This window comes from Nocardioides abyssi (genome assembly GCF_030412915.1).
Lineage (GTDB): Bacteria > Actinomycetota > Actinomycetes > Propionibacteriales > Nocardioidaceae > Nocardioides > Nocardioides abyssi.
Window position 1 is genome coordinate 142,231 of sequence record NZ_JAUHJR010000002.1, and the last position, 22,900, is coordinate 165,130.

The 22,900-nt window shown below is 73.8% G+C and carries 23 protein-coding genes and 1 tRNA gene; 12 read left to right on the forward strand and 12 right to left on the reverse strand.

All coding sequences use genetic code 11. The annotated features are described in order from the left end of the window. Positions 1–35 precede the first annotated feature (35 nt). Positions 36–188: a hypothetical protein gene (locus QWY29_RS05755; RefSeq protein WP_300959740.1), complete on the forward strand. Its 153-nt coding sequence runs from the start codon at positions 36–38 to the stop codon at positions 186–188. 57 nt (positions 189–245) lie between these two features. Here the strand turns inward: QWY29_RS05755 and QWY29_RS05760 are convergent, their stop codons facing one another. Continuing rightward, entirely contained in the window at positions 246–1,214 is a 969-nt protein-coding gene (locus tag QWY29_RS05760; RefSeq protein WP_300959741.1) for a siderophore-interacting protein, read from the reverse strand. 67 nt (positions 1,215–1,281) lie between these two features. After that, on the reverse strand, positions 1,282–1,857 hold the full coding sequence (gene dcd / locus QWY29_RS05765) for a dCTP deaminase (protein ID WP_300959742.1): 576 nt from the start codon (positions 1,855–1,857) through the stop codon (positions 1,282–1,284). A gap of 68 nt (positions 1,858–1,925) precedes the next feature. On the opposite strand from dcd, the gene QWY29_RS05770 reads away from it, so the two are divergent. From QWY29_RS05770 to QWY29_RS05780, 3 genes are all read left to right on the forward strand, one after another. Then, on the forward strand, positions 1,926–2,723 hold the full coding sequence (locus QWY29_RS05770) for an SGNH/GDSL hydrolase family protein (RefSeq protein ID WP_300959743.1): 798 nt from the start codon (positions 1,926–1,928) through the stop codon (positions 2,721–2,723). Positions 2,724–2,760: 37 nt separating this feature from the next. Continuing rightward, positions 2,761–2,836: transfer RNA gene (locus QWY29_RS05775), tRNA-Gly, on the forward strand. Beyond that, positions 2,836–3,498: a DUF2461 domain-containing protein gene (locus tag QWY29_RS05780; RefSeq protein WP_300959744.1), complete on the forward strand. Its 663-nt coding sequence runs from the start codon at positions 2,836–2,838 to the stop codon at positions 3,496–3,498. The genes QWY29_RS05775 and QWY29_RS05780 overlap by 1 nt, the downstream gene beginning before the upstream one ends. 19 nt (positions 3,499–3,517) lie before the next feature. On the opposite strand, the gene QWY29_RS05785 is transcribed toward QWY29_RS05780, so the two are convergent. The 3 genes from QWY29_RS05785 to QWY29_RS05795 form a co-directional block, all read right to left on the reverse strand. Next, positions 3,518–3,967, reverse strand: coding sequence for a nuclear transport factor 2 family protein (locus tag QWY29_RS05785; protein WP_300959745.1), 450 nt, complete (start codon positions 3,965–3,967; stop codon positions 3,518–3,520). A gap of 32 nt (positions 3,968–3,999) precedes the next feature. After that, positions 4,000–4,458: an RrF2 family transcriptional regulator gene (locus QWY29_RS05790; RefSeq protein WP_300959746.1), complete on the reverse strand. Its 459-nt coding sequence runs from the start codon at positions 4,456–4,458 to the stop codon at positions 4,000–4,002. Positions 4,459–4,550: 92 nt separating this feature from the next. Then, on the reverse strand, positions 4,551–5,459 hold the full coding sequence (locus QWY29_RS05795) for a sulfite exporter TauE/SafE family protein (RefSeq protein ID WP_300959747.1): 909 nt from the start codon (positions 5,457–5,459) through the stop codon (positions 4,551–4,553). Positions 5,460–5,720: 261 nt separating this feature from the next. Here QWY29_RS05795 and QWY29_RS05800 point away from each other — a divergent pair, with 261 nt between their 5' ends. Then, positions 5,721–7,592: an acyl-CoA dehydrogenase gene (locus QWY29_RS05800; protein ID WP_300959748.1), complete on the forward strand. Its 1,872-nt coding sequence runs from the start codon at positions 5,721–5,723 to the stop codon at positions 7,590–7,592. Between the two features lie 103 nt (positions 7,593–7,695). Here the strand turns inward: QWY29_RS05800 and QWY29_RS05805 are convergent, their stop codons facing one another. Then, positions 7,696–8,571, reverse strand: a complete 876-nt coding sequence (locus QWY29_RS05805; protein ID WP_300959749.1) for a LysR family transcriptional regulator ArgP — start codon at positions 8,569–8,571, stop codon at positions 7,696–7,698. Positions 8,572–8,665: 94 nt separating this feature from the next. Here QWY29_RS05805 and QWY29_RS05810 point away from each other — a divergent pair, with 94 nt between their 5' ends. After that, on the forward strand, positions 8,666–9,268 hold the full coding sequence (locus tag QWY29_RS05810) for a LysE/ArgO family amino acid transporter (RefSeq protein WP_300959750.1): 603 nt from the start codon (positions 8,666–8,668) through the stop codon (positions 9,266–9,268). Between the two features lie 194 nt (positions 9,269–9,462). Here the strand turns inward: QWY29_RS05810 and QWY29_RS05815 are convergent, their stop codons facing one another. After that, positions 9,463–11,220, reverse strand: a complete 1,758-nt coding sequence (locus QWY29_RS05815) for a thioredoxin-like domain-containing protein (protein WP_300959751.1) — start codon at positions 11,218–11,220, stop codon at positions 9,463–9,465. A gap of 63 nt (positions 11,221–11,283) precedes the next feature. Here QWY29_RS05815 and QWY29_RS05820 point away from each other — a divergent pair, with 63 nt between their 5' ends. From QWY29_RS05820 to QWY29_RS05835, 4 genes are all read left to right on the forward strand, one after another. Beyond that, on the forward strand, positions 11,284–13,071 hold the full coding sequence (locus tag QWY29_RS05820; RefSeq protein WP_300959752.1) for a GAF domain-containing SpoIIE family protein phosphatase: 1,788 nt from the start codon (positions 11,284–11,286) through the stop codon (positions 13,069–13,071). A 50-nt stretch (positions 13,072–13,121) separates the two neighbouring features. After that, positions 13,122–13,946, forward strand: coding sequence for a maleylpyruvate isomerase family mycothiol-dependent enzyme (locus QWY29_RS05825; RefSeq protein WP_300959753.1), 825 nt, complete (start codon positions 13,122–13,124; stop codon positions 13,944–13,946). Further along, the gene (locus tag QWY29_RS05830) at positions 13,943–14,878 is read left to right on the forward strand and encodes an oxidoreductase (RefSeq protein ID WP_300959754.1); all 936 of its coding nucleotides are present in this window, start codon (positions 13,943–13,945) and stop codon (positions 14,876–14,878) included. The genes QWY29_RS05825 and QWY29_RS05830 overlap by 4 nt, the downstream gene beginning before the upstream one ends. Before the next feature lie 68 nt (positions 14,879–14,946). Further along, positions 14,947–15,639 (forward strand): hypothetical protein, encoded by a 693-nt coding sequence (locus QWY29_RS05835; RefSeq protein WP_300959755.1) that lies wholly within the window; start codon positions 14,947–14,949, stop codon positions 15,637–15,639. Here QWY29_RS05835 and QWY29_RS05840 read toward each other — a convergent pair. Further along, positions 15,636–17,276, reverse strand: a complete 1,641-nt coding sequence (locus tag QWY29_RS05840) for a hypothetical protein (RefSeq protein WP_300959756.1) — start codon at positions 17,274–17,276, stop codon at positions 15,636–15,638. The genes QWY29_RS05835 and QWY29_RS05840 overlap by 4 nt on opposite strands. A 31-nt stretch (positions 17,277–17,307) precedes the next feature. Continuing rightward, positions 17,308–18,102 carry a crotonase/enoyl-CoA hydratase family protein gene (locus QWY29_RS05845; protein ID WP_300959757.1) on the reverse strand — a complete coding sequence of 265 codons (795 nt, stop codon included), beginning with the start codon at positions 18,100–18,102 and terminating at the stop codon, positions 17,308–17,310. A 170-nt stretch (positions 18,103–18,272) separates the two neighbouring features. Here QWY29_RS05845 and pgm point away from each other — a divergent pair, with 170 nt between their 5' ends. Then, positions 18,273–19,913, forward strand: a complete 1,641-nt coding sequence (gene pgm, locus QWY29_RS05850) for a phosphoglucomutase (alpha-D-glucose-1,6-bisphosphate-dependent) (protein ID WP_300959758.1) — start codon at positions 18,273–18,275, stop codon at positions 19,911–19,913. A gap of 59 nt (positions 19,914–19,972) precedes the next feature. Beyond that, positions 19,973–20,392 carry a VOC family protein gene (locus tag QWY29_RS05855; protein WP_300959759.1) on the forward strand — a complete coding sequence of 140 codons (420 nt, stop codon included), beginning with the start codon at positions 19,973–19,975 and terminating at the stop codon, positions 20,390–20,392. Positions 20,393–20,419: 27 nt separating this feature from the next. Here QWY29_RS05855 and QWY29_RS05860 read toward each other — a convergent pair whose 3' ends face one another. Genes QWY29_RS05860 through arsM form a run of 3 tightly spaced genes read right to left on the reverse strand, consistent with a single transcriptional unit; the run spans position 20,420 to position 22,826 of the window. Then, positions 20,420–20,896 (reverse strand): arsenate-mycothiol transferase ArsC, encoded by a 477-nt coding sequence (locus QWY29_RS05860; protein WP_300959760.1) that lies wholly within the window; start codon positions 20,894–20,896, stop codon positions 20,420–20,422. Then, positions 20,893–22,005: an ACR3 family arsenite efflux transporter gene (gene arsB / locus QWY29_RS05865; protein WP_300959761.1), complete on the reverse strand. Its 1,113-nt coding sequence runs from the start codon at positions 22,003–22,005 to the stop codon at positions 20,893–20,895. The genes QWY29_RS05860 and arsB overlap by 4 nt, the downstream gene beginning before the upstream one ends. Continuing rightward, the gene (gene arsM / locus QWY29_RS05870) at positions 22,002–22,826 is read right to left on the reverse strand and encodes an arsenite methyltransferase (RefSeq protein ID WP_300959762.1); all 825 of its coding nucleotides are present in this window, start codon (positions 22,824–22,826) and stop codon (positions 22,002–22,004) included. The genes arsB and arsM overlap by 4 nt, the downstream gene beginning before the upstream one ends. Between the last annotated feature and the right edge of the window lie 74 nt (positions 22,827–22,900).

Sequence of the window (22,900 nt, forward strand, 5' to 3'; positions counted from 1 at the left end):
GCACGTACGCACACCCACGAACCCAGGAGGACACCGTGAACGGAGACCACCACTACCTCGTCCCGGCCGAGCTGCGGCACCGCACCATCGAGCGGACGGCCCGGGTCACCGAGCCGCGCGGACGCCCGTGGCGCCGCCACCAGCTGGCCGAGGGGCTGCGCCGCTTCGCCGACCGGCTCGACACCTGACATTGGACGCCTGGCCGTGACGCCCAACCGCGGCGCCGGCCGTCCCAGGGTGACCGGTCAGGACTTCATCGCGACGCCGCGGCGCCAGTAGCCCATGAACGACACCTGGCGGCGGTCCATGCCCAGCTCGTTGACCAGCGCCCGGCGCAGGCTGGTGACCACCTTGGACTCGCCGGCGATCCAGGCGTAGACGCCGTCGGTGCCCGTCCCGGACGCGGGCGCCGTCACGGGAGCCGCCTCGACCGGGCCGTCGATCTCGCCGGAGGAGGAGTACATCGGGGTCTCCCAGAGGTCGGGGTCGACCTCGTCGTCGGCGACCTCCGCGACCGCGACCGGTGCGCCGAGGTGCTCGAGCACCGCGGGGCCGAGCAGCGAGCCGAGCTCGGCGCCGTCGCGCGGCAGCCAGGTGACCGAGACACCCACCGGGTGCTGGACGGTCTGCACGTCGGCGGCGAGCGGCACCTCGAGGAACGCCGCGCCCTGCGCGTCGTTCGGCAGCAGCGCGAGCGTGGCGCAGGCCGCTGGGACCGCGGTCTCGTCGCCGACGATGACCACGCGGCTGGCCGACCCGGGGACGAACTCGATGCCGCCGAAGGGCATCCCGCGGCGCGGGCACATCAGGGCGATCCGGTCACCGACCGTCGCGCGCGCGGCCCACGACGAGCCCGGGCCGGCGTGGCCGTCGGCCTCGTGCAGCACCATGTCGACGACGATCCGGGTGTCGGCGCCCTCGCCCCGCACGTCGCGCACCGTGTAGGTGCGCATGTGGCCGCGCTCCTCGGCCGGACGGGCGTACCACGCCTGCATCCAGCCCTCGTCGGCCCCGACGAAGGACGCCAGCGCACCACCGGCGGGCGGGAAGATCAGCTTGATCCGCTGGTCGTAGAGCGGCTGGTCGACCCCGAACTCCGCGAGCGCCGGCGACCCGAGCTCGACCCGCACGAAGCTCGGCGAGAGCCGCTGGACGGACACGACCTCGACCTCCTCCAGGAGCAAGGGGAGGGCGGGCGAGCTGAGCGCGGTCATCGGGGTCCGATCGTGAGGAGAAGCCTGAGGTAAGGCTCACCTTACACGCGGCCCGCCGCGCGCGAGATCAGATCGAGGTGCGGTGGAAGGACTGGAAGGACCGCGACGGGGTCGGCCCCCGCTGGCCCTGGTAGCGCGAGCCGTACTTCTCCGAGCCGTAGGGATGCTCCGACGGCGAGGTCAGCCGGAAGAAGCAGAACTGCCCGATCTTCATCCCCGGGTAGAGCTTGATCGGCAGCGTCGCGACGTTCGCCAGCTCCAGCGTCACGTGCCCGGAGAAGCCCGGGTCCACGAAGCCGGCGGTGGCGTGGGTCAGCAGCCCGAGCCGCCCGAGGCTCGACTTGCCCTCGACGCGTGCCGCGATGTCGTCGGGCAGCGTGACGACCTCGTACGTCGACCCCAGCACGAACTCCCCCGGGTGCAGGATGAACGGCTCGTCGCCGTCCGGCTCCACCATCCGGGTCAGGTCCGACTGGTCGGCCGCCGGGTCGATGTGGGGGTAGCGGTGGTTCTCGAAGACCCGGAAGAACCGGTCGAGCCGCACGTCGACCGACGACGGCTGGAGCATCGCGGGGTCCCAGGGGTCGAGCGCGACCCGACCGGCGTCGAGCTCGGCACGGATGTCGCGGTCTGAGAGCAGCACGGCGCCAACCTACCGGCCGCTGCGGCCCCCGCCCGCTCCTCGGGACGGCCCGGGCGGAGAATGGTGGCATGGCGTTCTCGCGGTACGTCGCGCTCGGCGACTCCTTCACCGAAGGGGTCGGCGACCCCGACCCCACCCGCCCCAACGGCCTGCGCGGCTGGGCCGACCGCGTCGCGGAGGTGCTCGCCACCCGCGACCCGGACTTCGGCTACGCCAACCTCGCCATCCGCGGCCGCAAGCTGACCGCGATCATCGCCGAGCAGGTCGAGCCGGCGCTCGCCCTCCAGCCCGACCTGGTCACGGTCTACGCCGGCGCCAACGACATCGTGCGGCCCACGGTCGACCTCGACGCGCTCGCGGAGGAGTACGACGTCGCCGTCGGCAAGCTCGCCTCCTCCGGCGCCCGCGTCGTGCTGTTCACCGCGTTCGACCCCGGCAGCGGGGGCATCTACGCCCCCATCCGCGGCCGGTTCGCGCTCTACAACGAGCACGTCCGGGCCATCGCCGACCGCCACGGCGCGACGATCGCCGACTCCTGGCGCGTCGCGCAGCGGCTCCCCCACGGCGTGACCGCCAACGACCCCCGCCTGTGGGACGTCGACCGGATGCACCTCGGCCCGGCCGGCCACCAGCTCACCGCGATGATGGTCCTCGACGCGCTCGGCGTCGCGCACGACCTGCAGCCGCTGCCACTGCCCGACCTGCCGACGCTCAGCCGCCGCGAGCGGCTCCGGGCCGACGCGGCCTGGACCCGCGGCTACCTGGCCCCCTGGATCCACCGCCGCCTCACCGGCCGGTCCTCCGGCGACACCGTCGAGCCGAAGTTCCCCACCATCGGCCGGGTGGTCTCACCCGGCGGCGAGTGATCCCCTAGACTCCACGCCGTCGGGTCGCACCCGGCATGCGGATGTAGCTCAGTTGGTAGAGCGCGACCTTCCCAAGGTCGATGTCGCGAGTTCGAGTCTCGTCATCCGCTCCATGTCACCGTCCTCCACGTCACCGGCGCAGGGCCCGTTCGCGGGCATCCCCGTCGCGGCGCTCGACTTCTACGACGACCTCGAGGTGGACAACACCCGGTCGTTCTGGGAGAAGCACAAGGACACCTACCTCACGCAGGTCCGCGCGCCGGTCGAGGCGCTGTGCGCGGCGCTCGAGCCGGAGTTCGGTGCCGCCAAGGTGTTCCGCCCGCACCGCGACGTGCGGTTCGCCAAGGACAAGACGCCGTTCAAGACCCACCAGGGCGCGTTCGTCCGAGCCGCGGAGTCGACCGGCTGGTACGTCGAGGTGTCACCGCGCGGCGTGCGGACCGGCGGCGGGTTCTACGAGGCGAGCGCGGGGCGGCTGGCGGCGTACCGCGGCGCCGTCGACCACGACCAGCTCGGCGCCGAGCTCGAGGCGATGGTCGGTGAGCTGGAGGCGGCCGGGTGGGAGCGCGGCGGTGACCGCCTGAAGACCTCCCCGCGGGGGTACGACGTCGACCACCCGCGCATCGACCTGCTGCGCCACCGCTCGCTGAGCCTCGGGCACGTCATCGGCTTCGAGCCGGTCATCCACACCTCCGAGCTGCTCGACGTGGTGCGCGAGGACTGGCGCGCCCTGCGGCCGCTCGTGGAGTGGGTCGCCCGCCACACCACCGTCTGAGCGGCCGGGCCGCGGCGGCTCAGGACGCCGCGGTGAAGCTCGCCATCGTCCGCTCGGGCTCCCAGTAGGCCTTCATCGAGGCGACCCGCCCGTCCTGGTGCACGACGTAGACCATCACCAGCTCGGTGGTGGTGTGGCTGCCGTCGGCGAACGACGTGCGGATGCGGCCGACGTTGGCGCAGGTGCTGCCGTTGGCCATCGACTGCTCGATGGTGAACTCGAAGCGGTCGATCGGCGCGATCGCCTTCTCCCAGAACGCCGAGATGCCGGCGTGGCCGTGGTGGCCCCGACCCTCGGGGTCGAACATCGACGGCCCGACCGGGTCCTCGAGCACGGCGTCCTCGGCGTAGACCGTCAGCCACTCCGCGAGGTCGCCCTTGGCGACGGCGGAGTAGGAGCGCTGCGAGGCGGCGCGGGCGGGGTGCGGGTCGTTCGGGGCGTTCCAGACGATGGCGTCGGAGGTGATCATCCGGGCATCGTAGGGCGGAACGAGAACACGTTCTAGTGCGGCTGCCAGGCGTCCTCGTCGGCGGTGCGCGAGGTGACCGCCTTGGGCAGCTTGCCGTCGGCGAGCGCCTGGATCGAGGTCTGCTCGAAGACGTCGCGCAGCGAGCGGCGGGCGGCGATCCAGACGTGCTGGAGCACCTCGGCCGACTCGTTGTAGGTGACGGCCTCCGGGCGCAGGCCGTAGACCGACACGAGCGGCCCGTCGACGGCCCGGATGACGTCGGCGACCGACACGTCGGTGGCCGGGCGCCCCATCCGCCACCCTCCGGACTGGCCGCGCTGGGAGATGACGACGCCGGCGCGGCGGAGGTCGGCGAGGATCGCCTGGAGGAAGCCGTGCGGGATCTCCTGCAGGCGACCCAGCTCCTCCGCGCTCACCGCCTTGCCGTCCGCGCGGGAGGCCATCTCGATCAGCGCACGCAGGGCGTAGTCGGACTTGGCGGAGACGCGCATGGGGCCAGTGTGGCAGAGAAGTCGATCCAGACACTCGACTCCTCCCAGCCGGCCCCCGCGCGGGCGTCCACAGGAACGCCGACGGGCGGGCCTCAGCCGACCGGCGCGAGCTCCGGCTCGTCGCCCCGCTGCGCCTCGAGCGCCCGGGCCAGGCGCTCCTGCTTGACCGCCCACGCGATGCCGGTCACCCAGGCGACGAAGAGCACGGCGGCGATCAGGCCGACGGTGGTGCCGGAGGCGCCGAGCGACTCGGCGATCGTCTTGGAGTTGGTCAGCACGATGAGGCCGCCCGCGGCGACGCCCAGCACGCGGGCGGCGAGCTTGCGGACCAGCCAGGCGGCGATCGGGGCGGCGACGACGCCACCGGCGAGCAGCGCGCCGGCGTACGCCCACTCGATGCCCTGCGAGCCGAGGGCGAGGATGAAGCCGAGCGAGCCACCGACGGCGACGACGAACTCCGAGGTGTCGATCGAGCCGACGACCTTGCGGGGCTCGAGGCGGCCCGAGGAGAGCAGCGTGGTGGTGCCGACCGGGCCCCAGCCGCCGCCGCCGACCGCGTCGAGCGCGCCGCCGACCAGGCCCATCGGCGCGAGCATGCCGGCCGAGGGGCGCGACTTGAAGGTGGGGCGGCGGCCGCCGAGCACCAGGAAGCGCCAGATGACGTAGATGCCGAGGCCGAGCAGGATGCCGGCGACCCACGGCTTGGCGGAGTCGCCGTCGAGGTTGGAGAGGAACGTCGCGCCGGCGAAGGCGCCGACGAAGCCCGGCACGGCCAGGATCGAGACGGTCCGCCAGTCGACGTTGCCGAGCTTGTGGTGGGAGAAGCCGGAGACCAGCGAGGTCCCGATCTCGGAGAAGTGGACCGCGGCCGACGCCGCAGCCGGGGCGACCCCTGCCGCGAGGAGGAGCGTGGACGACGTGACGCCGTACGCCATCCCCAACGAGCCGTCGATCAGCTGGGCGAGGAGGCCGACGACCCCGAGGACGATGAGCTTGCGCATGGGGAACCCCTGGTGGTCTCTCGGTGGTTGCACCACCACCGAGCGGACATGGACTTCGCAGACCGTAACACGTTATTCGCGTGTTTCAGTCGACTTAATCAACCAGCACGGCGTGGTGCGCACCACCCCGGCCGGCCTGCGTCGTTCGCTTGCACGCCCCGGGGACCGGGCCTACCATGGAAGTTACTGACCAGTAGTACCCACCGGTACGTCCATCCCCTGGCCAGCCCCGGACACATCTCACGAGACGAAGGTGGAGCAGTGAGCCACTACAAGAGCAACCTCCGCGACATCGAGTTCAACCTCTTCGAGGTCCTGGGCCGCGACGAGGTCCTCGGCACCGGCCCGTTCGCCGAGGTGGACTCCGAGACGGCCCGCGCGATCCTCGCCGAGGTCGACCGGCTCGCCCGCGAGGACCTGGCGGCCTCCTTCGAGGACAGCGACCGCAACCCGCCGGTCTTCGACCCGGCCACGCACACCGCCCCCGTGCCGGAGTCGTTCCAGAAGAGCTACCAGGCCTGGATGGACTCCGAGTACTGGCGCCTGCAGATCAGCGAGGAGCTCGGCGGCACGCCGGCCCCCTCGAGCCTCGTGTGGGCGATCGGCGAGATGGTGCTCGGCGCCAACGCCCCGGTGTGGATGTACGCCGCCGGCCCGTCGTTCGCCGACATCGTCCACCGCAACGGCAACGACCGCGACAAGAAGATCGCCTCGCACATGATCGAGCGCCAGTGGGGCGCCACGATGGTGCTGACCGAGCCCGACGCGGGCTCCGACGTCGGCGCCGGCCGCACCAAGGCCACCCCCAACGAGGACGGCACCTGGAACATCGAGGGCGTCAAGCGCTTCATCACGTCCGGTGAGCACGACATGAGCGAGAACATCATGCACCTCACGCTCGCGCGCCCCGTGGGCGTCGAGGGTGCGGGCGGCCCGGGCACCAAGGGCCTGTCGCTCTTCCTCGTCCCCAAGCACCACTTCGACGTCGAGACCGGCGAGCTGACCGGCGAGCGCAACGGCGTCTACGTCACCAACGTCGAGCACAAGATGGGCATCAAGGTCTCCAACACCTGCGAGGTCACCTTCGGTGACACCTCCGTCGGTGGCGGCGAGCCGGCCCGTGGCTGGCTGCTCGGTGAGGTCCACGACGGCATCGCGCAGATGTTCCAGGTCATCGAGAACGCCCGCATGCTCGTCGGCACCAAGGCGATCGCGACCCTGTCGACCGGCTACCTCAACGCGCTGGACTACGCCAAGTCCCGCGTCCAGGGCGCCGACCTGTCGCAGGCCTCGGACAAGACCGCCCCGCGCGTCACGATCACCCACCACCCCGACGTGCGCCGCTCGCTGATGGTGCAGAAGTCCTTCGCCGAGGCGATGCGCTCGCTGGTGCTCTACACCGCCAGCTGGCAGGACAAGGTGCAGCTCGCGCAGCACACCGGCCAGATGGACAGCGACGAGACCAAGCTCGCCGAGGCCGTCAACGACCTGCTGCTCCCGATCGTCAAGGGCTACGGCTCGGAGCGCTCGTGGGTGCTGCTGGGCACCGAGTCGCTGCAGACCTTCGGCGGCTCCGGCTTCCTGCAGGAGTACCCGATCGAGCAGTACGTCCGCGACGCCAAGATCGACACCCTCTACGAGGGCACCACGGCGATCCAGGGCCAGGACTTCTTCTTCCGCAAGATCGTCAAGGACCAGGGCCGCGCCCTGGGCCACATCGCGGGCGAGATCCAGAAGTTCATCGACAGCGAGGCCGGCAACGGGCGCCTGAAGAACGAGCGCCAGCTGCTCGCGACCGCGCTCGACGACGCCAACGCGATGGTCGGCCACCTCATCAACGACCTGATGTCGGCGCAGGACGAGCTGCGCAACATCTACAAGGTCGGCCTCAACACCACGCGCCTGCTCATGGCGCTCGGTGACGTGGTCTGCGCCTGGCTGCTGCTGCGCCAGGCCGAGGTCGCGCTGGAGAAGCTCGGCGGCGACGCTGGCAAGGACCAGGCGTTCTACGAGGGCAAGGTCGCGGCGGCGCAGTTCTTCGCCGCCACCAACCTGCCGCGCGTGAGCGCCGAGCGGGCGATCGCCGAGGCGACCGACCTCTCGCTCATGGACCTCGACGAGTCCGCGTTCTGATCCACGCCTGACGGCACGCACGCCGCCCCCGGCCCCTTCGTGGGACCGGGGGCGGTGTCGTGTCCGGGCGTGCTCGGGTCGCGCTTGGGCGTGCTCGAGGCCGCTATCGCAGGACGCGGCGGGCGGCCCGGCGGACGTCGTCGGAGAGCGTGTCGAGCAGGGCCGAGCGGAGCCGCCACCGCTGCCAGTGCAGGGGTACGTCGAGGTGCCGGCGCGCGTCGAGCCGCACCAGCCGGCCCGCCTCGAGGTCGGGCAGCAGCTGCGGCTCCGGGAGGGCACCCCACCCCAGCCCGAGGCGGACCGCCTCGAGGAAGTCGGCCGACGTCGGCACCCGGTGCACCACCGGCGGCAGCCCGAGGCCGCGGCCTCTGAGCAGCTCGTGCTGCAGCGCGTCCTTGTCGTCGAAGACCACCACCGGCATCGCCGCCCAGTCGACGCCACGACCCCGGCGGTGCCGCTCGGCCAGCGACGGCGCCGCTGCCGCGGCGTACCTCAGGGTGCCGAGGGGCTCGACCGAGCACCCCTGGACCGCCAGCGGGTCGCTGGTGACCGCGGCGAGCACGGTGCCGGCGCGCAGCAGGTCGGCCGACCACGCCTGGTCGAGCACGTGCAGCTGGAGGGCGGCGTCGCCGCGGTCGGCGACCGCACCGAGGACGTCGTGGAACCAGGTGGCCAGGGAGTCGGCGTTGACCGCCACCGGCAGGCGGGCGACCCCGCCCTCGTCGCCGCCCAGCTCGCGCAGCGCCTCCTGGTGCAGCAGCGTCGTCTGCCGCGCGAGCCGGAGCAGCGCCTCGCCGGCACCGGTGGGCTCGGCCGGCACCGTGCGTCGTACGACGACCTGGCCGACCTCCGACTCGAGCGCCCGGATCCGCTGGCTGACGGCGCTCGGGGTGAGGTGCAGGTGGCGGGCCGCGGCGTCGAACGTGCCGTGGTCGGCGATGGCGGTCAGCGCCGCGAGCCAGGCGGGGTCGAGGTGCATGGTCCGAGGGTAGGCGCGTCGCCTTAAGCGTGGCTTCAGGTCATGCAGTTTCCTTCGCTGGTCTGCAGGCGGTCCCGACCGTAGCGTTCGGGTCGTGGACCACCTCCTGACCGGCACCGCGACCGGCCTCGCGCTCATCATTGCGATCGGCGCGCAGAACGCCTACGTGCTGCGCCAGGGCCTGGCTCGCGACCACGTCGGGCTGGTGGTCGCGATCTGCGCGATCTCCGACCTGGTCCTGATCCTTGCCGGCGTCGCCGGGATCGGCGCGATCGTCGAGCAGGCGCCGACCGCCATCGACGTGGTGCGGTGGCTGGGCGTGGCGTTCCTGACCTGGTACGGCGTCTCCTCGCTGCTCCGCGCCCGACGCCCCGACGCCCTGGCCGCCACCGGCGGCGCGCGGCTCTCGCGCCGGTCCGCCGCGCTGCGGGCGCTCGCCCTGACCTGGCTCAACCCCCACGTCTACCTCGACACCGTGCTGCTGCTCGGCTCGGTGGCGGCGACGCACGGGTCCGGCGGGCGCTGGTGGTTCGCGGTCGGGGCGTGCCTGGCGAGCGTGCTGTGGTTCAGCGGGCTGGGCTACGGCGCCCGCCTGCTCGCCCGGTTCCTCGCCAGCTCCCGCGCCTGGCAGGTGCTCGACGTGCTGATCGGCGTCGTCATGCTGCTCATCGCCGTCCGGCTGGCGACCGGCGGCTGATCTCCGGCCGGGTGGTCGAGCGGGCGGTCGGGCGGTCGGGCGGGCGATCGGGCGGTCAGGCCGTGCCGGCGAGGGTCCCTCCTGCCCCATCCGCCCCACCCACCAGGGCAGTCCTGCACATATCGGGGCAGATTCGCCCCGAGATGTGCAGGAGTCACCGGTTAACCGGTGACCCCGACACCCGGCCGGCCGGCTCAGCCCTCGACGCCGCCCAGCGGCAGGACGAGCCGGCCGTCGGCGTCGGCAACGACCCGGACGGGGACGCCCCAGTCCTGCTGGTGCAGGTGGCAGGCCGCCCCCTCGCCGCCGGCGGCGTCGCACGAGGCGGCGCGGGCCGCCACGTGGAGCACGCCGTCGCCGACGTGGGGGTCCAGCACGATCGTGCGGGTCAGGTCGGTGCCGCGGCCGGCACCCTCGCGGACCAGCTGCGGCGGGGTGGCCTCGACCATCAGCTGCGAGGGCGGGCCGAACCGGTCGTCGACCTTCTGGCCGGGCGGCGGCGTGAACGACACGACCAGCTCGAGGGTCGCGGGCACCTCGGTGACCGGCCGCTGGGTGGTGTGGGCGAAGCCCTCGGTGCCGGTGCCGGCGCCGCCGAGCGGCACGCGGGTGAGCCGGTGGGCGCCGGACTCGACGACGACCATGTCGGCCCCGTCGACGTACGCCGCGGACGGCTCGGCGAGCCCGGTGGCGAGCGTCGTGACCTCGCCGGGCGACCCATCGGTGACCGCGATGCGGCGGACCGCTCCGTTGTAGGTGTCGCAGACCGCGACCGAGCCGTCGGGCAGCACGGTCACGCCGAGCGGGTGCTGGAGCAGCGCCTGGTCGGCGGGGCCGTCGCGGAAGCCGAAGTCGAACAGGCCGGTCCCGACCGCCGTGCGGACCTCGAGCGCGGGCCCGGAGGCGTCGACCCAGCGGACCGACGAGGTCTCGCTGTCGGCGAGCCACAGCCGGTCGCCGTCGGGGGCGAGCCGCGAGGTCTGCGCGAGCCACGCCTCGGGGGCGGGCCCGTCGAGCAGGCCCTCGTTGGCGGTGCCGGCGGCGACCTCGGCGGTGCCGGTGCGCGGGTCGAAGGTCCACAGCTGGTGGATGCCCGCCATGGCCACCCAGACCCGGTCGCGCCACCAGGCGACGTCCCACGGGCTGGAGAGCCGGTCGCTGCCGTCGCCGGGCATCAGCTGCTGGCCGTCGCCGGCGAGCACGCGGGTCGAGCCGTCGGCGAGCGCCAGTCCGTGGAGCCGGTGGCCGACGGTGTCGGCGACCACGACGTCGTACCCCACCTCGGCCGCCACGTCTGCGGGCAGCAGGCACAGGCCGTTGGGCTCGCGGAAGCCCCCGACCCGGCGCAGCACCTCGCCGTCCGCGGACAGCTCGACGACCTCGTCGTGGCCGGCGTCCGCGACGAGCACCCGCCCGTCGGGCAGCGGCACGGCGGAGGCGGGGAAGCGCAGGTCGGTGGGCTCGACGACGGGCGGGACGTACGGCGAGTCGCCGGGCTGGAGGGTGCCCTTCGCGCGGTGCTCCTCGACCAGCTGGGTCAGGAGCGCGTCGATCGCGTGGGCGTGGCCCTCGCCGGCGTACTGCCCCACCACGTAGCCCTCGGGGTCGACCAGCACGAGTGTCGGCCACGCGCGGGCGGTGTAGGCCTGCCAGGTCACCAGCTCGGGGTCGTCGAGCACGGGGTGGGTGACCGAGTAGCGCTCGACCGCGGCGCGCAGGGCGTCCGGGTCGGCCTCGTGGGCGAACTTCGGGGAGTGCACGCCGATGACCACCAGCTCGTCGGCGTGCTTCTCCTCGACCGGCTTGAGCTCGTCGAGGACGTGCAGGCAGTTGATGCAGCAGAAGGTCCAGAAGTCCAGCAGGACGAAGCGGCCACGGAGGTCGGCGAGGCGGACCGGGCCGTCGGTGTTGAGCCAGCCGCGACCGACCAGCTCGGGAGCACGCACGCGCATGCGTCCATCCTCACCCACCGTCCGTAGGCTCGTCCGAGCCGGGTGCACCGTGGGAGGGGACGCATGACCGCGAGCAGCACGACCGCCAGCGCCGCGGAGGTGGACACCTCCTTCGACCGCTACGCGCGGATGGTCCGGCGCGCCCTGCGGGTGCCCGTCGCGCTGGTCTCCCTGGTGGAGAGCGACCGGCAGGTCTTCCCCGGCGCGGTCGGGCTGCCGGCGCCCTACCAGTCCACGCGCGAGACGCCGCTGTCCCACTCCTTCTGCCAGTACGTCGTCGCCGACCGCGCCCCGCTGGTCGTCGCCGACGCGCGGCTCGACGACCGGGTGCGCGACAACCTCGCGATCCCCGACCTCGGGGTGGTGGCGTACGCCGGGTGGCCGCTGACCGACCACACCGGCGCGGTCGTCGGGTCGCTGTGCGCGATCGACGACCGGCCGCACCCGTGGCAGCAGGACGAGCTCGACAGCCTCGCCGACCTGGCCGCCGCCTGCTCCACCGAGATCGCCCAGCGCCGGCTCCGCGAGGAGGCCGTCGCCGGGCAGCGCAACGCCGAGGAGCTGGCCCGCCGCAGCCGCGTGCTGCTGGCGCTGAGCGAGCAGCTCTCCCGCACCCAGACCCTCGGCGAGGTCGCGGCCGCCGTCGAGCGGGTCTCGCTGGAGCAGGTCGACTGCCTGCGCGCGGGGCTGTGGCTGCACCACGACCGCCGGCCGGCGAGCGCCGACCTCCCGGCGGCCGGCCCCTGGAACGGCGACGGCGCCCCGCCCGCGGTGCTGCGCTACGTCGAGCCCGACCCGGCCGGCTCGCCGTGGACCTCCGCGGTCCGCCACGCCGCGCTGGCCGTCGACGACACCAACCCGGTCGGGCTGGCACTGCAGGACGGCGCGCCGCTGTGGTTCGGGACGGTCGCGGAGCAGAACGCCCGCTGGCCGCACCTGTCCACCGACGCCCAGGTCGGCGAGGCGCGGATGTTCCTGCCGCTGGTCGTCCGCGGCCGCCAGATCGGCACGCTGGCGCTGGTGTGGGCCGAGGCGCGCACGTTCAGCGACGGCGACCTGGCGACGTACCGCGCGATGGCGGCGTACGCCGCCCAGGCCGTCGTCCGCGGCCGGCTCCACCAGGAGCGCAACGAGGCGCTCGTGACCCTGCAGAGCGCGATGCTGCCCCGGCTGCCGCAGCCCGACCACCTCCAGCTCGCGGCCCGCTACCGGCCGTCGGCGGAGCGGCACCAGGTGGGCGGCGACTGGTACGACGCGGTCGTCATGCCCGACGGGGTCACCGCGCTGATGATCGGCGACGTCGTCGGCCACGACATCGCCGCCGCGGCCGTCATGGGGCAGCTGCGCACCATGCTCCGCGCGATCGCCTGGGCCGTCGACGACGCCCCGTCGCTCAACGTCGCCCGCCTCGACCGCGCCGTCCGCGACCTCGACGTCGACGCGATGGCCACCCTCGTCTACGCGCGGCTCGAGCGGGACGCCGACGACCGCCACGTCGTGCGCTGGACCAACGCCGGGCACCCGCCGCCGCTGGTCGTCGAGCCCGACGGCTCCACCCGCTGGCTGGAGAGCACACCCGACCTGATGCTCGGCGTCTGGCCCGCCGCTCCCCGCGGCGACCACCGCGCCCACGTCGCCCCCGGGTCGACCCTGCTGCTCTACACCGACGGCCTCGTCGAGCGTCGCGGCGAGGACCTCCTCGTCGGCCTCGCCCGCCTCGCCGACGCCGCCGGCCGCCACGTCGCCGAGCCCGTCGCCACCTTCCTCGACCACGTCCTCACCGACCTCGACGCCGCCACCGCCTCCGACGACGTCGCCGTCCTCGCCGTCCGCTTCGGCGACGCGTGCTGAGGCCCGGACACACCCGGGGGCGGCGTCGACCGGTCAGTAGGCTCCGACGCGTGAGCGATCAGGAGCGGCTGGCGGGGTACGTCGAGGTCTGGTGGCAGGCGGTGAACGACCTCACGGCGCTGCTGGAGGGGCTGCCCGAGGAGGAGTGGTCCACGCCGACCGACCTCGCGGGCTGGGACGTCCGCGCGGTGGTGGCGCACGTCGCCCACCTGGAGAAGGTGCTGGCGACCGGGGTCGAGGAGCACGCCGAGGTCGGCGAGCCGCCGCACGTGACGTCGATGATGGGGCTCTACACCGAGATCGGCCCGGCCAACCGGCGTACCGCCTCCCCCGACGAGCTGATCGTCGAGATCCGCGAGGCGGCCACAGCCCGGCACACCGCTCTGCTGGCCGACCCGCCCACCGACGGCAGCGCGAAGCCGGAGCGGATCTTCGGCGGCGTGCCGTGGAGCTGGGAGACGTTGCTGCGCAACCGTCCGCTGGACGTGTGGATGCACGAGCAGGACGTACGCCGCGCGGTCGGCCGCCCCGGCGGGCTGGACGGCCCGGCGGCGCAGCACACGGCCGACTACCTGCTGGAGAGCATGGGCTTCGTGCTGGCCAAGCGGGTCGGCGCGCCCGCGGGCACCACGCTGGTGGTGGAGGTCGAGGGCAGCGCCCCGGCGGCGTTCGTCGTCAACGAGCAGGGCCGCGGCGAGCGGCTCGACGCCCCGCCCGCCGCCCACGACGCCCCCACCGCGACCCTGCGGATGGACCGCGAGACGTTCGTCGTGCTCGCCGGCGGCCGCCGGCCCGATGCGGCGGAGCGGGTGGCGGTCGAGGGCGACGAGGCGCTCGCGCAGCAGGTCCTGACCCAGATGGCAACCACCCCGTGACCGCCACCGACGCCTGGACCCTCGCCGACGTACCGGACCAGGCCGGCCGCACCGTGCTGGTCACCGGCACCAGCGTCGGCGGCCTGGGCCACCACACCTCGCTCGAGCTGGCCCGCCGCGGCGCGCGCGTCGTGCTGGCCGGCCGCACCCAGGCCAAGCTCGACGACACCGAGCGCACGATCCGCGAGGAGGTCCCGCACGCCTCGCTCGAGAAGCTCGTCATCGACCTCGCCGACCTCTCCTCGGTGCGACGGGGCGCGGCCGAGGCGGCCGGGCTCGGGCCGATCCACGTGCTGGTCAACAACGCGGGCGTGATGGGCACGCCGTACTCCCGCACCGCCGACGGCCTCGAGCTGCAGATGGCTACCAACCACTTCGGCCCGTTCCTATTGACCGGCCTGCTGCTGCCGCAGCTGGTTGCGAGCGCGGACGGGCGGGTCGTCGCGGTGAGCTCGCAGTTCCACCGGTTCGCCCGCAGCGCGCCGCTCGGCGACCCGCGGGTGCAGCACGGGCGCTACTCGCGGTGGCCGGCCTACGGGCAGACCAAGCTCGCCAACCTGCTGTTCACCTACGAGCTCGACCGCCGGATGCGCCGCGCCGAGCTGCCGGTGCGGGCGCTCGCCGCGCACCCCGGCTTCGCGGGCACCCATCTGGCGGCCAACGGGCAGTACGGCCGCTCCTCCGGCGGCATCGCCTCGATCCTCGACGCCGCGATCCGCGGGGTCTCCCAGTCGGCCGCGGCCGGCGCGCAGCCGACGATCATGGCCGCGACCGCCGACCTGCCCGGCGCGACCTACTGCGGCCCGGGCGGGCTGCAGGAGATGTCCGGCGCGCCGCGCGTCGTCTCCAGCAACCGCCTCTCCCACGACGAGGTCGCCCAGCGGCGGCTGTGGGAGCTCAGCGAGGACGTGACCGGGGTCAGCTACCCCTAGACGAAGGTCGCAGGACCACCGACCCCCGGCCGATGTGCCGGGGGCGCGCCGCACCTAGCGTCGGTGGCATGCAGGTCTGGGAGCGCACGATCGACGGCCGCCACCACCGGGTGGAGGCCGAGGGATCGGCCCGGCGGACGCTGCGGTGGTACGTCGACGGCGCGCTGGTCGTCGAGAAGCGCTCCCTCGAGGACTCCCCCGAGCTCGACTCCGGCGACGACCACCCCGACCTCGGCGCGGTCAAGCTGAAGTTCAGCGCGCTCGGCAACCCCCGGCGCGCCACCGTCCACGACGACCTCGTCGGCGCGATCACCGGCGTCGGCGGCACCGACCTGGTGCCCGAGGAGGGCTCGCCCGCCGCGCAGCACGAGCAGCGGCTGCTCGCCCACCCCAACCGGTACGCCGCCCGGCAGGCCGGCATCGCGATCGCGGTCATCGCGGTGCCGCTCCTGCTCGGGCTGCTGGCGCGGCTGTTCCCCGACGTCGAGATCCCCTGGCCGGACCTGCCGTCGATCCCGTTCCCGGACCTCCCGCGCATCCCGTGGCCCGACCTGCCGAGCATCCCCTGGCCCGACCTGCCCTCCCTGCCGGACCTGCCGGCGTGGGTGGAGCGGGTGCTCGACGTGCTCGGGTACGTCTGGCCGGTCGCCCTCGCGTTCCTCCTCGCCCGTGGCGAGGTGCGCCGCCGCCGCAAGCGCGACGAGCAGGCCCGGGCCGAGCACGACGGGGCCGGCGAGCGCGACGAGGAGCCGCGCGACTAGTCCTCGCGGTCGCGGACGCGGACCATGCCGGCCAGCGTGGCGGCGTACGCCGATCCGTCGGGGGCCAGCGTGACCGCCGAGTAGTGGTTGTTGAAGAGCGAGCCGATCCCGGTGCGGACGCGGTAGGCCGTGCGGCCGGTGCGGGCGTCGATCGCGACGAGGTACCACGCGTTCGCGCCCCAGCGGCTGGACCGCTTCTCGTAGGCGTAGAGCAGCCCGGTGGCCAGCGACAGCTTCGCGACCGAGGTGGGCGCGGAGACCTCGGAGGTCCACACGGTCTCGCAGGTGCGCTCGCCGTCCTCGTCGGTCACCAGGTCGACCCGGGCGAAGCCGCCGGGCGTGGAGCGGCCGAGCATCGTGCGCCACGGGCCGGAGTAGCCGGCGTTGTTCTCGACGACCACGCCGGTGCCGACGGAGACGAGGGAGTTGTCGGTGGCGCTGGCGTCGTCGCCGAAGACGGCCTCCTGGCAGATCAGGCGGCCGCGGCGGGTGCCGTACATCTGCACGTGCATCCGCGGGAAGGCGTTGTCGGTGATCGCGACGACCCCGCCGGGCAGGATCGTCGGGGTGGTGCCGCTGCCCTGGGAGACCTGGCCGGTCTTGAGCCGGGAGCCGCGGTCGTACGGCGTGCGCCACCGCACCCGCGGCTGGCCGGCCGGGGACACCTCGAGGCGGTAGAGGGCGGCCGTCGTGACGACGTACACCCCTCCGTCGGTGTCGGTGGCGAAGGAGTTGGCGACCTCCTCCTCGAGGTCGAGCACAGCCACGTCGCCGGAGCCGGGCGCGACGAAGCCGGTGCGGCCGTCCTGGGTGACGAACCAGATCCGGCCCTGCCAGTCGGGCAGCACGGCGATCAGGCAGTCGTCGGCGGGCACCTGCTCGCCGAGGTCGTAGGTCGCGTCGGTCGTGAGGTCCGCGTCGCCGTCGGCGTCGGAGGTGGCGACGACCAGCACGCGGCGGTCGGTGGTCGCGACGACGGCGCGGTCCTCGGCGTCGAGGTAGAAGTAGGCGCCGGCGCAGAGGTTCTCCCACGGCTGCTTGCCCTCGACGTCGGGGCGGTCGGGCAGCCGCTTGCTGACCAGCGGGCGCATCGAGTCCGGGTCGAGCACGTGCATCCGCGGCCCCTGCAGGTCGCCGCAGAGCGCGACGAGCCGCTCGTGACGGTCGAAGGCGAGGGTGGCGCACTCCTCGAGGCCGAACCATGCGGTCTCGACGCGTGGGGACTCCCCGAGCGGGCCGGGGTGGACGGTGGCGTCGGTGGCCCAGGCGTCGTGGTGCATGGAGCTGAGGCCGTTGGGGGCGAGGAACGGGTGCTGCGGGACGTCGAGCCCGATCGGCTGCGCCGCGAACGGGCGGCCGGTGTAACCCGGCGTCACCAGCGCCCCGGCGCCCGGCGGGATCGGCAACCGGCCGTCGGGTACGACCACCACCACGCCGACGACGGCCAGCACGGCGACGACCCAGCCGGCCGCCACCCGCCAGGTGGGGCGCCACCAGCGCCGGACGCGGGGCACGGCGAGCGACAGCAGCGCGAGCAGCACGACGAGCGGGCCGAGCGCCCAGGTGAGCAGCGCGAGCGCAAGGAGCACCAGGGTGCGCGGGTAGCTCAGCGGGGAGCGCACGGCCAGGGCCTTCACGGTCGCCGAGCCTAGGGGCGCGCGGCGCGGGTCAGCGCCGGACGCGCGGGCCGAAGGCCGCGGTGGCCCCCTTGAACGCCGCCGTGCGGGCCGCCGCGGTGTTGCGCAGGAACAGCAGCTGGGCCTGCTCGAGCCGCTCCAGCGCGAAGGTGCGCCGGGCGCTGCGGCTGGTCGCGCCCTCGACGAGCCGCTTGGCGGCGGCCAGCTGGTCCGGCGAGCGGGTGGCGAGCCGGCGGGCGAGCGCGGTCGCGGCCTCGACCGGGTCGGGGGCGAGCTCGGTGACCAGCCCGAGGTCGTGCGCCTCCTTGCCGGTGACCACGTCGGCGGTCATCGTCAGCAGCTTGGCGGTGTCCGGGCCGACCAGCTCGGTCAGCGACCGGATGCCGGTCATGTCGGGGATGATCCCCCACTTGCCCTCCAGCACCGACCAGCGCGAGTCCGGCGCCGCGACCCGGAAGTCCGCGGCAAGCGCGATCTGCAGGCCGCCGCCCAGGCAGTGACCGTGCACCGCGGCCACGACCGGCACGGGCAGCCGCCGCCAGGCCCAGCACGCCTCCTGAAAGGTGTTGGTCCCGCGCCACGGCACCGGCAGGAACGCCGGCACGATCGCCGCCGGCCGGCGCAGCACGTGGGCGAAGTCGAGGCCGGCGCAGAACGCGTCGCCCTCGCCCGCGAGCACCACCGCCCGCACGCTGCGGTCCTTGCGGAGCCGGTGGCCGGTCGCGGCCAGCTCGGCCAGGATCGGCAGCGTCAGCGCGTTGAGCTTGTCGGGGCGGGCCAACCGCACCTGGGCGATGCCGTCCGCCACGGTGCACGTCACGGTCATGACGCCCGATCCTAGGAGCCGACCCGCCGGGACCCGGATGTGGCCAGCCAGCCGGCCGCCGGGTACATTCGTCCCTGTCCGGCCGCTGGTGCTCCTCGTCGTCCCCCCACGTGCGGGGAACCGCCAGCGGCCGTGACTCATTTCGGGGCGTCGTGGGCAATGATGACGACGTGGCCGACCAGCGCGCGGGACAGCCCGCGGACCCCCGGGACCTCGTCGACGTGGCACACCTCGTCACGGCGTACTTCACCGACGTCCCCGACCCCGACGACGTGACCCAGCAGGTCGCCTTCGGCACCAGCGGCCACCGCGGCACGTCGCTGTCGACGTCGTTCAACGAGACCCACATCCTCGCCACGACGCAGGCGATCTGCGACCACCGGCGCGAGCAGGGGTACGACGGACCGCTGTTCCTCGGCCGCGACACCCACGCGCTGTCCGAGCCGGCCTGGGCCTCGGCGCTCGAGGTGCTCGTCGCCAACGACGTCACGGTGCTGGTCGACTCCCGCGACGGCTACACCCCCACGCCCGCGGTCTCGCACGCGATCCTGCGCGCCAACGGCGGCCGCACCACCGGCTCCGGCCTGGCCGACGGCATCGTGGTGACGCCCTCGCACAACCCGCCCACCGACGGCGGGTTCAAGTACAACCCGCCCCACGGCGGGCCCGCCGACAGCGACGCCACCTCCGCGATCGCCGCCCGCGCCAACGCGCTCATCGCCGGTGGTCTGGCCGAGGTGCGCCGGGTGCCGTTCACCCGGGCGCGGGCCGCGGCCGGCTCCTACGACTTCCTGGGCACCTACGTCGACGACCTGCCCGCGGTTGTCGACATCGAGGCGATCCGCGCGGCCGGGGTGCGGATCGGCGCCGACCCGCTCGGCGGCGCGTCCGTGGCGTACTGGGGCGAGATCGCCGACCGCCACGGCCTCGACCTCACCGTCGTCAACCCGCTCGTCGACCCCACCTGGCGCTTCATGACGCTGGACTGGGACGGCAAGATCCGGATGGACTGCTCCTCCCCGCACGCGATGGCCTCGCTCATCGACCGCCGCGCGGACTACGACGTCGCGACCGGCAACGACGCCGACGCCGACCGGCACGGCATCGTCACGCCCGACGCCGGGCTGATGAACCCCAACCACTTCCTCGCCGTCGCCATCGGCCACCTCTTCGGCGGCGCGCGCCCCGACTGGCCCGAGGGCGCCCGGATCGGCAAGACGCTCGTCTCGTCCTCGATGATCGACCGGGTCGCGGCCTCGCTCGGCCGGCCGATGGTGGAGGTGCCGGTCGGCTTCAAGTGGTTCGTGCCCGGGCTCGTCGACGGCTCGTTCGGCTTCGGCGGCGAGGAGTCGGCGGGGGCGTCGTTCCTGCGTCGCGACGGCCGGGTGTGGACGACCGACAAGGACGGCATCATTCTCGCGCTGCTCGCCTCCGAGATCGTCGCGCGCACCGGCCGCTCGCCCTCCGAGCACTACGGCGACCTCGTCGCGGCGCACGGCGAGCCGGCGTACGCCCGCATCGACGCGCCCGCCACCCGCGAGCAGAAGGCCGCGCTCGCAAAGCTGTCCGCCGCCGACGTCACCGCCACCGAGCTCGCCGGCGAGCCAATCACCGCCACCCTCACCGAGGCGCCCGGCAACGGCGCCGCGATCGGCGGGCTCAAGGTGACCACGGAGTCAGCCTGGTTCGCCGCCCGCCCGTCCGGCACCGAGGACGTCTACAAGGTGTACGCCGAGTCCTTCCGCGGCCCCGACCACCTCGCCCGGGTCCAGGAGGAGGCACAGGCGGTCGTCGCCGCCGCGCTGGGCTGACCGGCCGGGAAGACTGCTCCCCCCTGTCGACCGTCGGCGGTCGGTCCTAGCGTGCCCTCATGACGACCTCACCCGACTCCTCACCCGACTCCTGGCCCACCGCAGCCGCGACCCCGGCAGCAATCAGCCTCGGCGCCGTCAACGTCGCCGCCGACGACCCCGAGCGGCTGGGGGCCTTCTGGTCCACGGTCCTCGGCGTCACCCCCACCTCGCCCATGCCGGGCCTGGTGATCCTGCAGCCCGCCCCGGGCGGCTTCGGGATGATGTTCATGCAGCGCTCGGACGAGTCGGGCAACCGGCTCCACCTCGACCTGACTGTGCCGTGGGGCAGCCGCGAGGCCGAGGTCGAGCGGCTCGTCGCAGCCGGTGCGGAGTGGAAGTGGGACGTGCTGGAGGAGGTGCCGTGGGTCCGCTGGACGACGCTCGCGGACCCCGAGGGCAACCTCTTCTGCCTCGGTGAGCACCCGCCGTCGCCGTGACCGTCCGTCCGTCCGCGTACGCCGCCGTCAGCCGGCGCAGACGCTGGGCGGCAGGTCGTGGTCCGGCACGAGCTCGCGGAGCAGGTCGCGGACCCGGTCGTCCAGCTCGGCGACGATCCGGCGCACCGTGGCCGGGTCCTGACCGCCGGGGTCGGCGACGGGCCAGTCGCGATAGACCACCCCGGGGACGTAGGGGCACTCCTCGCCGCACCCCAGGGTGATGGCGAGGTCGCTGGCCGCGACCATCTCGGTGGTGAGACGCTGCGGCTGCTCGTGCGTGGTGTCGAGGCCGAGTCGCGCCAGCTCGTCGGCGACCTCGGGGTGGACGTGCTCGCCCGGTTGCGTGCCGCCGGAGTGCGCGACGACCCGGCCTCGGGCGTAGTGCTCGGTCAGCACCCGGGCCACCACCGACCGCCCGCCGTTGCGGACGCAGGCGAAGACGACCCGGGGCGTGGGCGGGGGCGTGGGCGGGGGCGTGGGCGGGGTCGCGGTCGGACCGGTCACGAGGTGGCTCCTGCTCGGGTGTCGGGGAAGAACCGGCGCGCCCAGAGGCTGACGTAGACGAGGCCGACGAGGACGGGCACCTCGATGAGCGGTCCGACGACGCCGGCCAGGGCCTGGCCGCTGGTGACGCCGAAGACCGCGATGGCCACGGCGATGGCGAGCTCGAAGTTGTTGCCGGCGGCGGTGAAGGCGACGGTAGTGGAGCGCGCGTACCCGAGGCCGACCCGGCGCGCCAGCAGCAGCGAGCCGGCCCACATCAGCGCGAAGTAGAGGACGAGCGGCACCGCGATCCGGGCGACGTCGAGCGGCTTGCTCGTGATCGTCTCCCCCTGGAGGGCGAAGAGGACGACGATGGTGAAGAGCAGGCCGTAGAGGGCCCACGGGCCGAGCCGGGGCAGGAGCCGCTGCTCGTACCAGTCGCGGCCGCGGCGAGCCTCGCCGACGCGGCGGGTGAGGTAGCCAGCGACGAGCGGGACCCCGAGGAAGACCACGACGCTGCCGGCGATCTCCCACGGGGAGACGTCGAGCCCGGTGGTGGTCAGCCCGAGCCAGCCGGGCAGCAGGTCGAGGTAGAACCAGCCGAGGACGGCGAAGGCGAGCACCTGGAAGACGGAGTTGACCGCCACCAGCACCGCGGCGGCCTCGCGGTCGCCGCACGCGAGGTCGTTCCAGATGATCACCATGGCGATGCAGCGGGCGAGCCCGACGATGATCAGCCCGGTGCGGTACTCCGGGAGGTCGGGGAGGAGCAGCCAGGCCAGGGCGAACATCAGCGCCGGGCCGAGGACCCAGTTGAGGACCAGCGAGAGCACCATCAGCCGGCGGTCGCGGGCGACGCGGCCGACCTCGTCGTACCGGACTTTCGCCAGCACCGGGTACATCATCACCAGCAGGCCGAGGGCGATCGGCAGCGAGATCGAGCCGACCGTGACGGCGTCCAGGGCGTCGGCGATGCCGGGCACCCAGCGGCCGGCGAGCAGGCCTGCCGCCATCGCCAGGCCGATCCACACCGGGAGGTAGCGGTCGAGCGTCGGGAGCCGCACCGCGCCCGTGGCCGTGCCCGGGGCGGCCTGCTCGGCACCGCGGGCGGTGGAGGGGGCGTCGGTCATGCGATCGGCTTGGTCGCGCGCACGATCGCGCCGTGCATGCCGGGGACGGCCTCGTGGGTGAACTCGACGGCGACGTCGGCGAACCCCGCGGCGGTGAGCGCGTCGACGTACTCGGTCCGGGAGAGCGCACCCGCGATGCAGCCGACGTACGACCCGCGCTCGGCGCGGTCGGCGGGGGTGAGGTGGTCCTCCGCCACGACGTCCGAGATGCCGATCCGGCCACCCGGGACGAGGACGCGGTGCATCTCGGCGATGACGCGCGGCTTGTCGACCGACAGGTTGATGACGCAGTTGGAGATGACGACGTCGACGGAGGCGTCCGGGAGCGGGACGTCCTCGATGGTGCCCCGGAGGAACTCGACGTTGGTGGCGCCGGCCTTCGCCGCGTTGGCGCGGGCCAGGTCGAGCATCTCGTCGGTCATGTCGACGCCGTGGACGAAGCCGGTCGGTCCGACGCGGCGGGCCGAGAGCAGCACGTCGATGCCGCCGCCGGAGCCCAGGTCGAGGACCCGCTCGCCCGCGCGCAGGTCCGCGACGGCGGTGGGGTTGCCGCAGCCGAGGCTGGCCGCGACTGCCTCGGCGGGCAGGTCCTGCTGGTCGTCGTCGCCGTAGAGCACCGCGCCGAAGGATTCGTCGACCACCACGTCGCCGCCACAGCACGACGGGGACCCGTCGCCGACCACCTGGAGCGCGTCGTTCAGCTCGAGGTTGGTGGAGCCGCGCCGCACGGCGCCGGCCGCCTCGGCGTAGCGGCTGCGGACCTGCTCGCGCAGCTGCTCGGGGTCCTGGTCCGGGGTGCGGGTGTCACTCGTGCTGGTCATCGCGTCGCTCTCGATCCATCGGGGTCTGTCGATGGATCGAGCCTGGTCGATCTATCGACGAATGTCAATGGGTG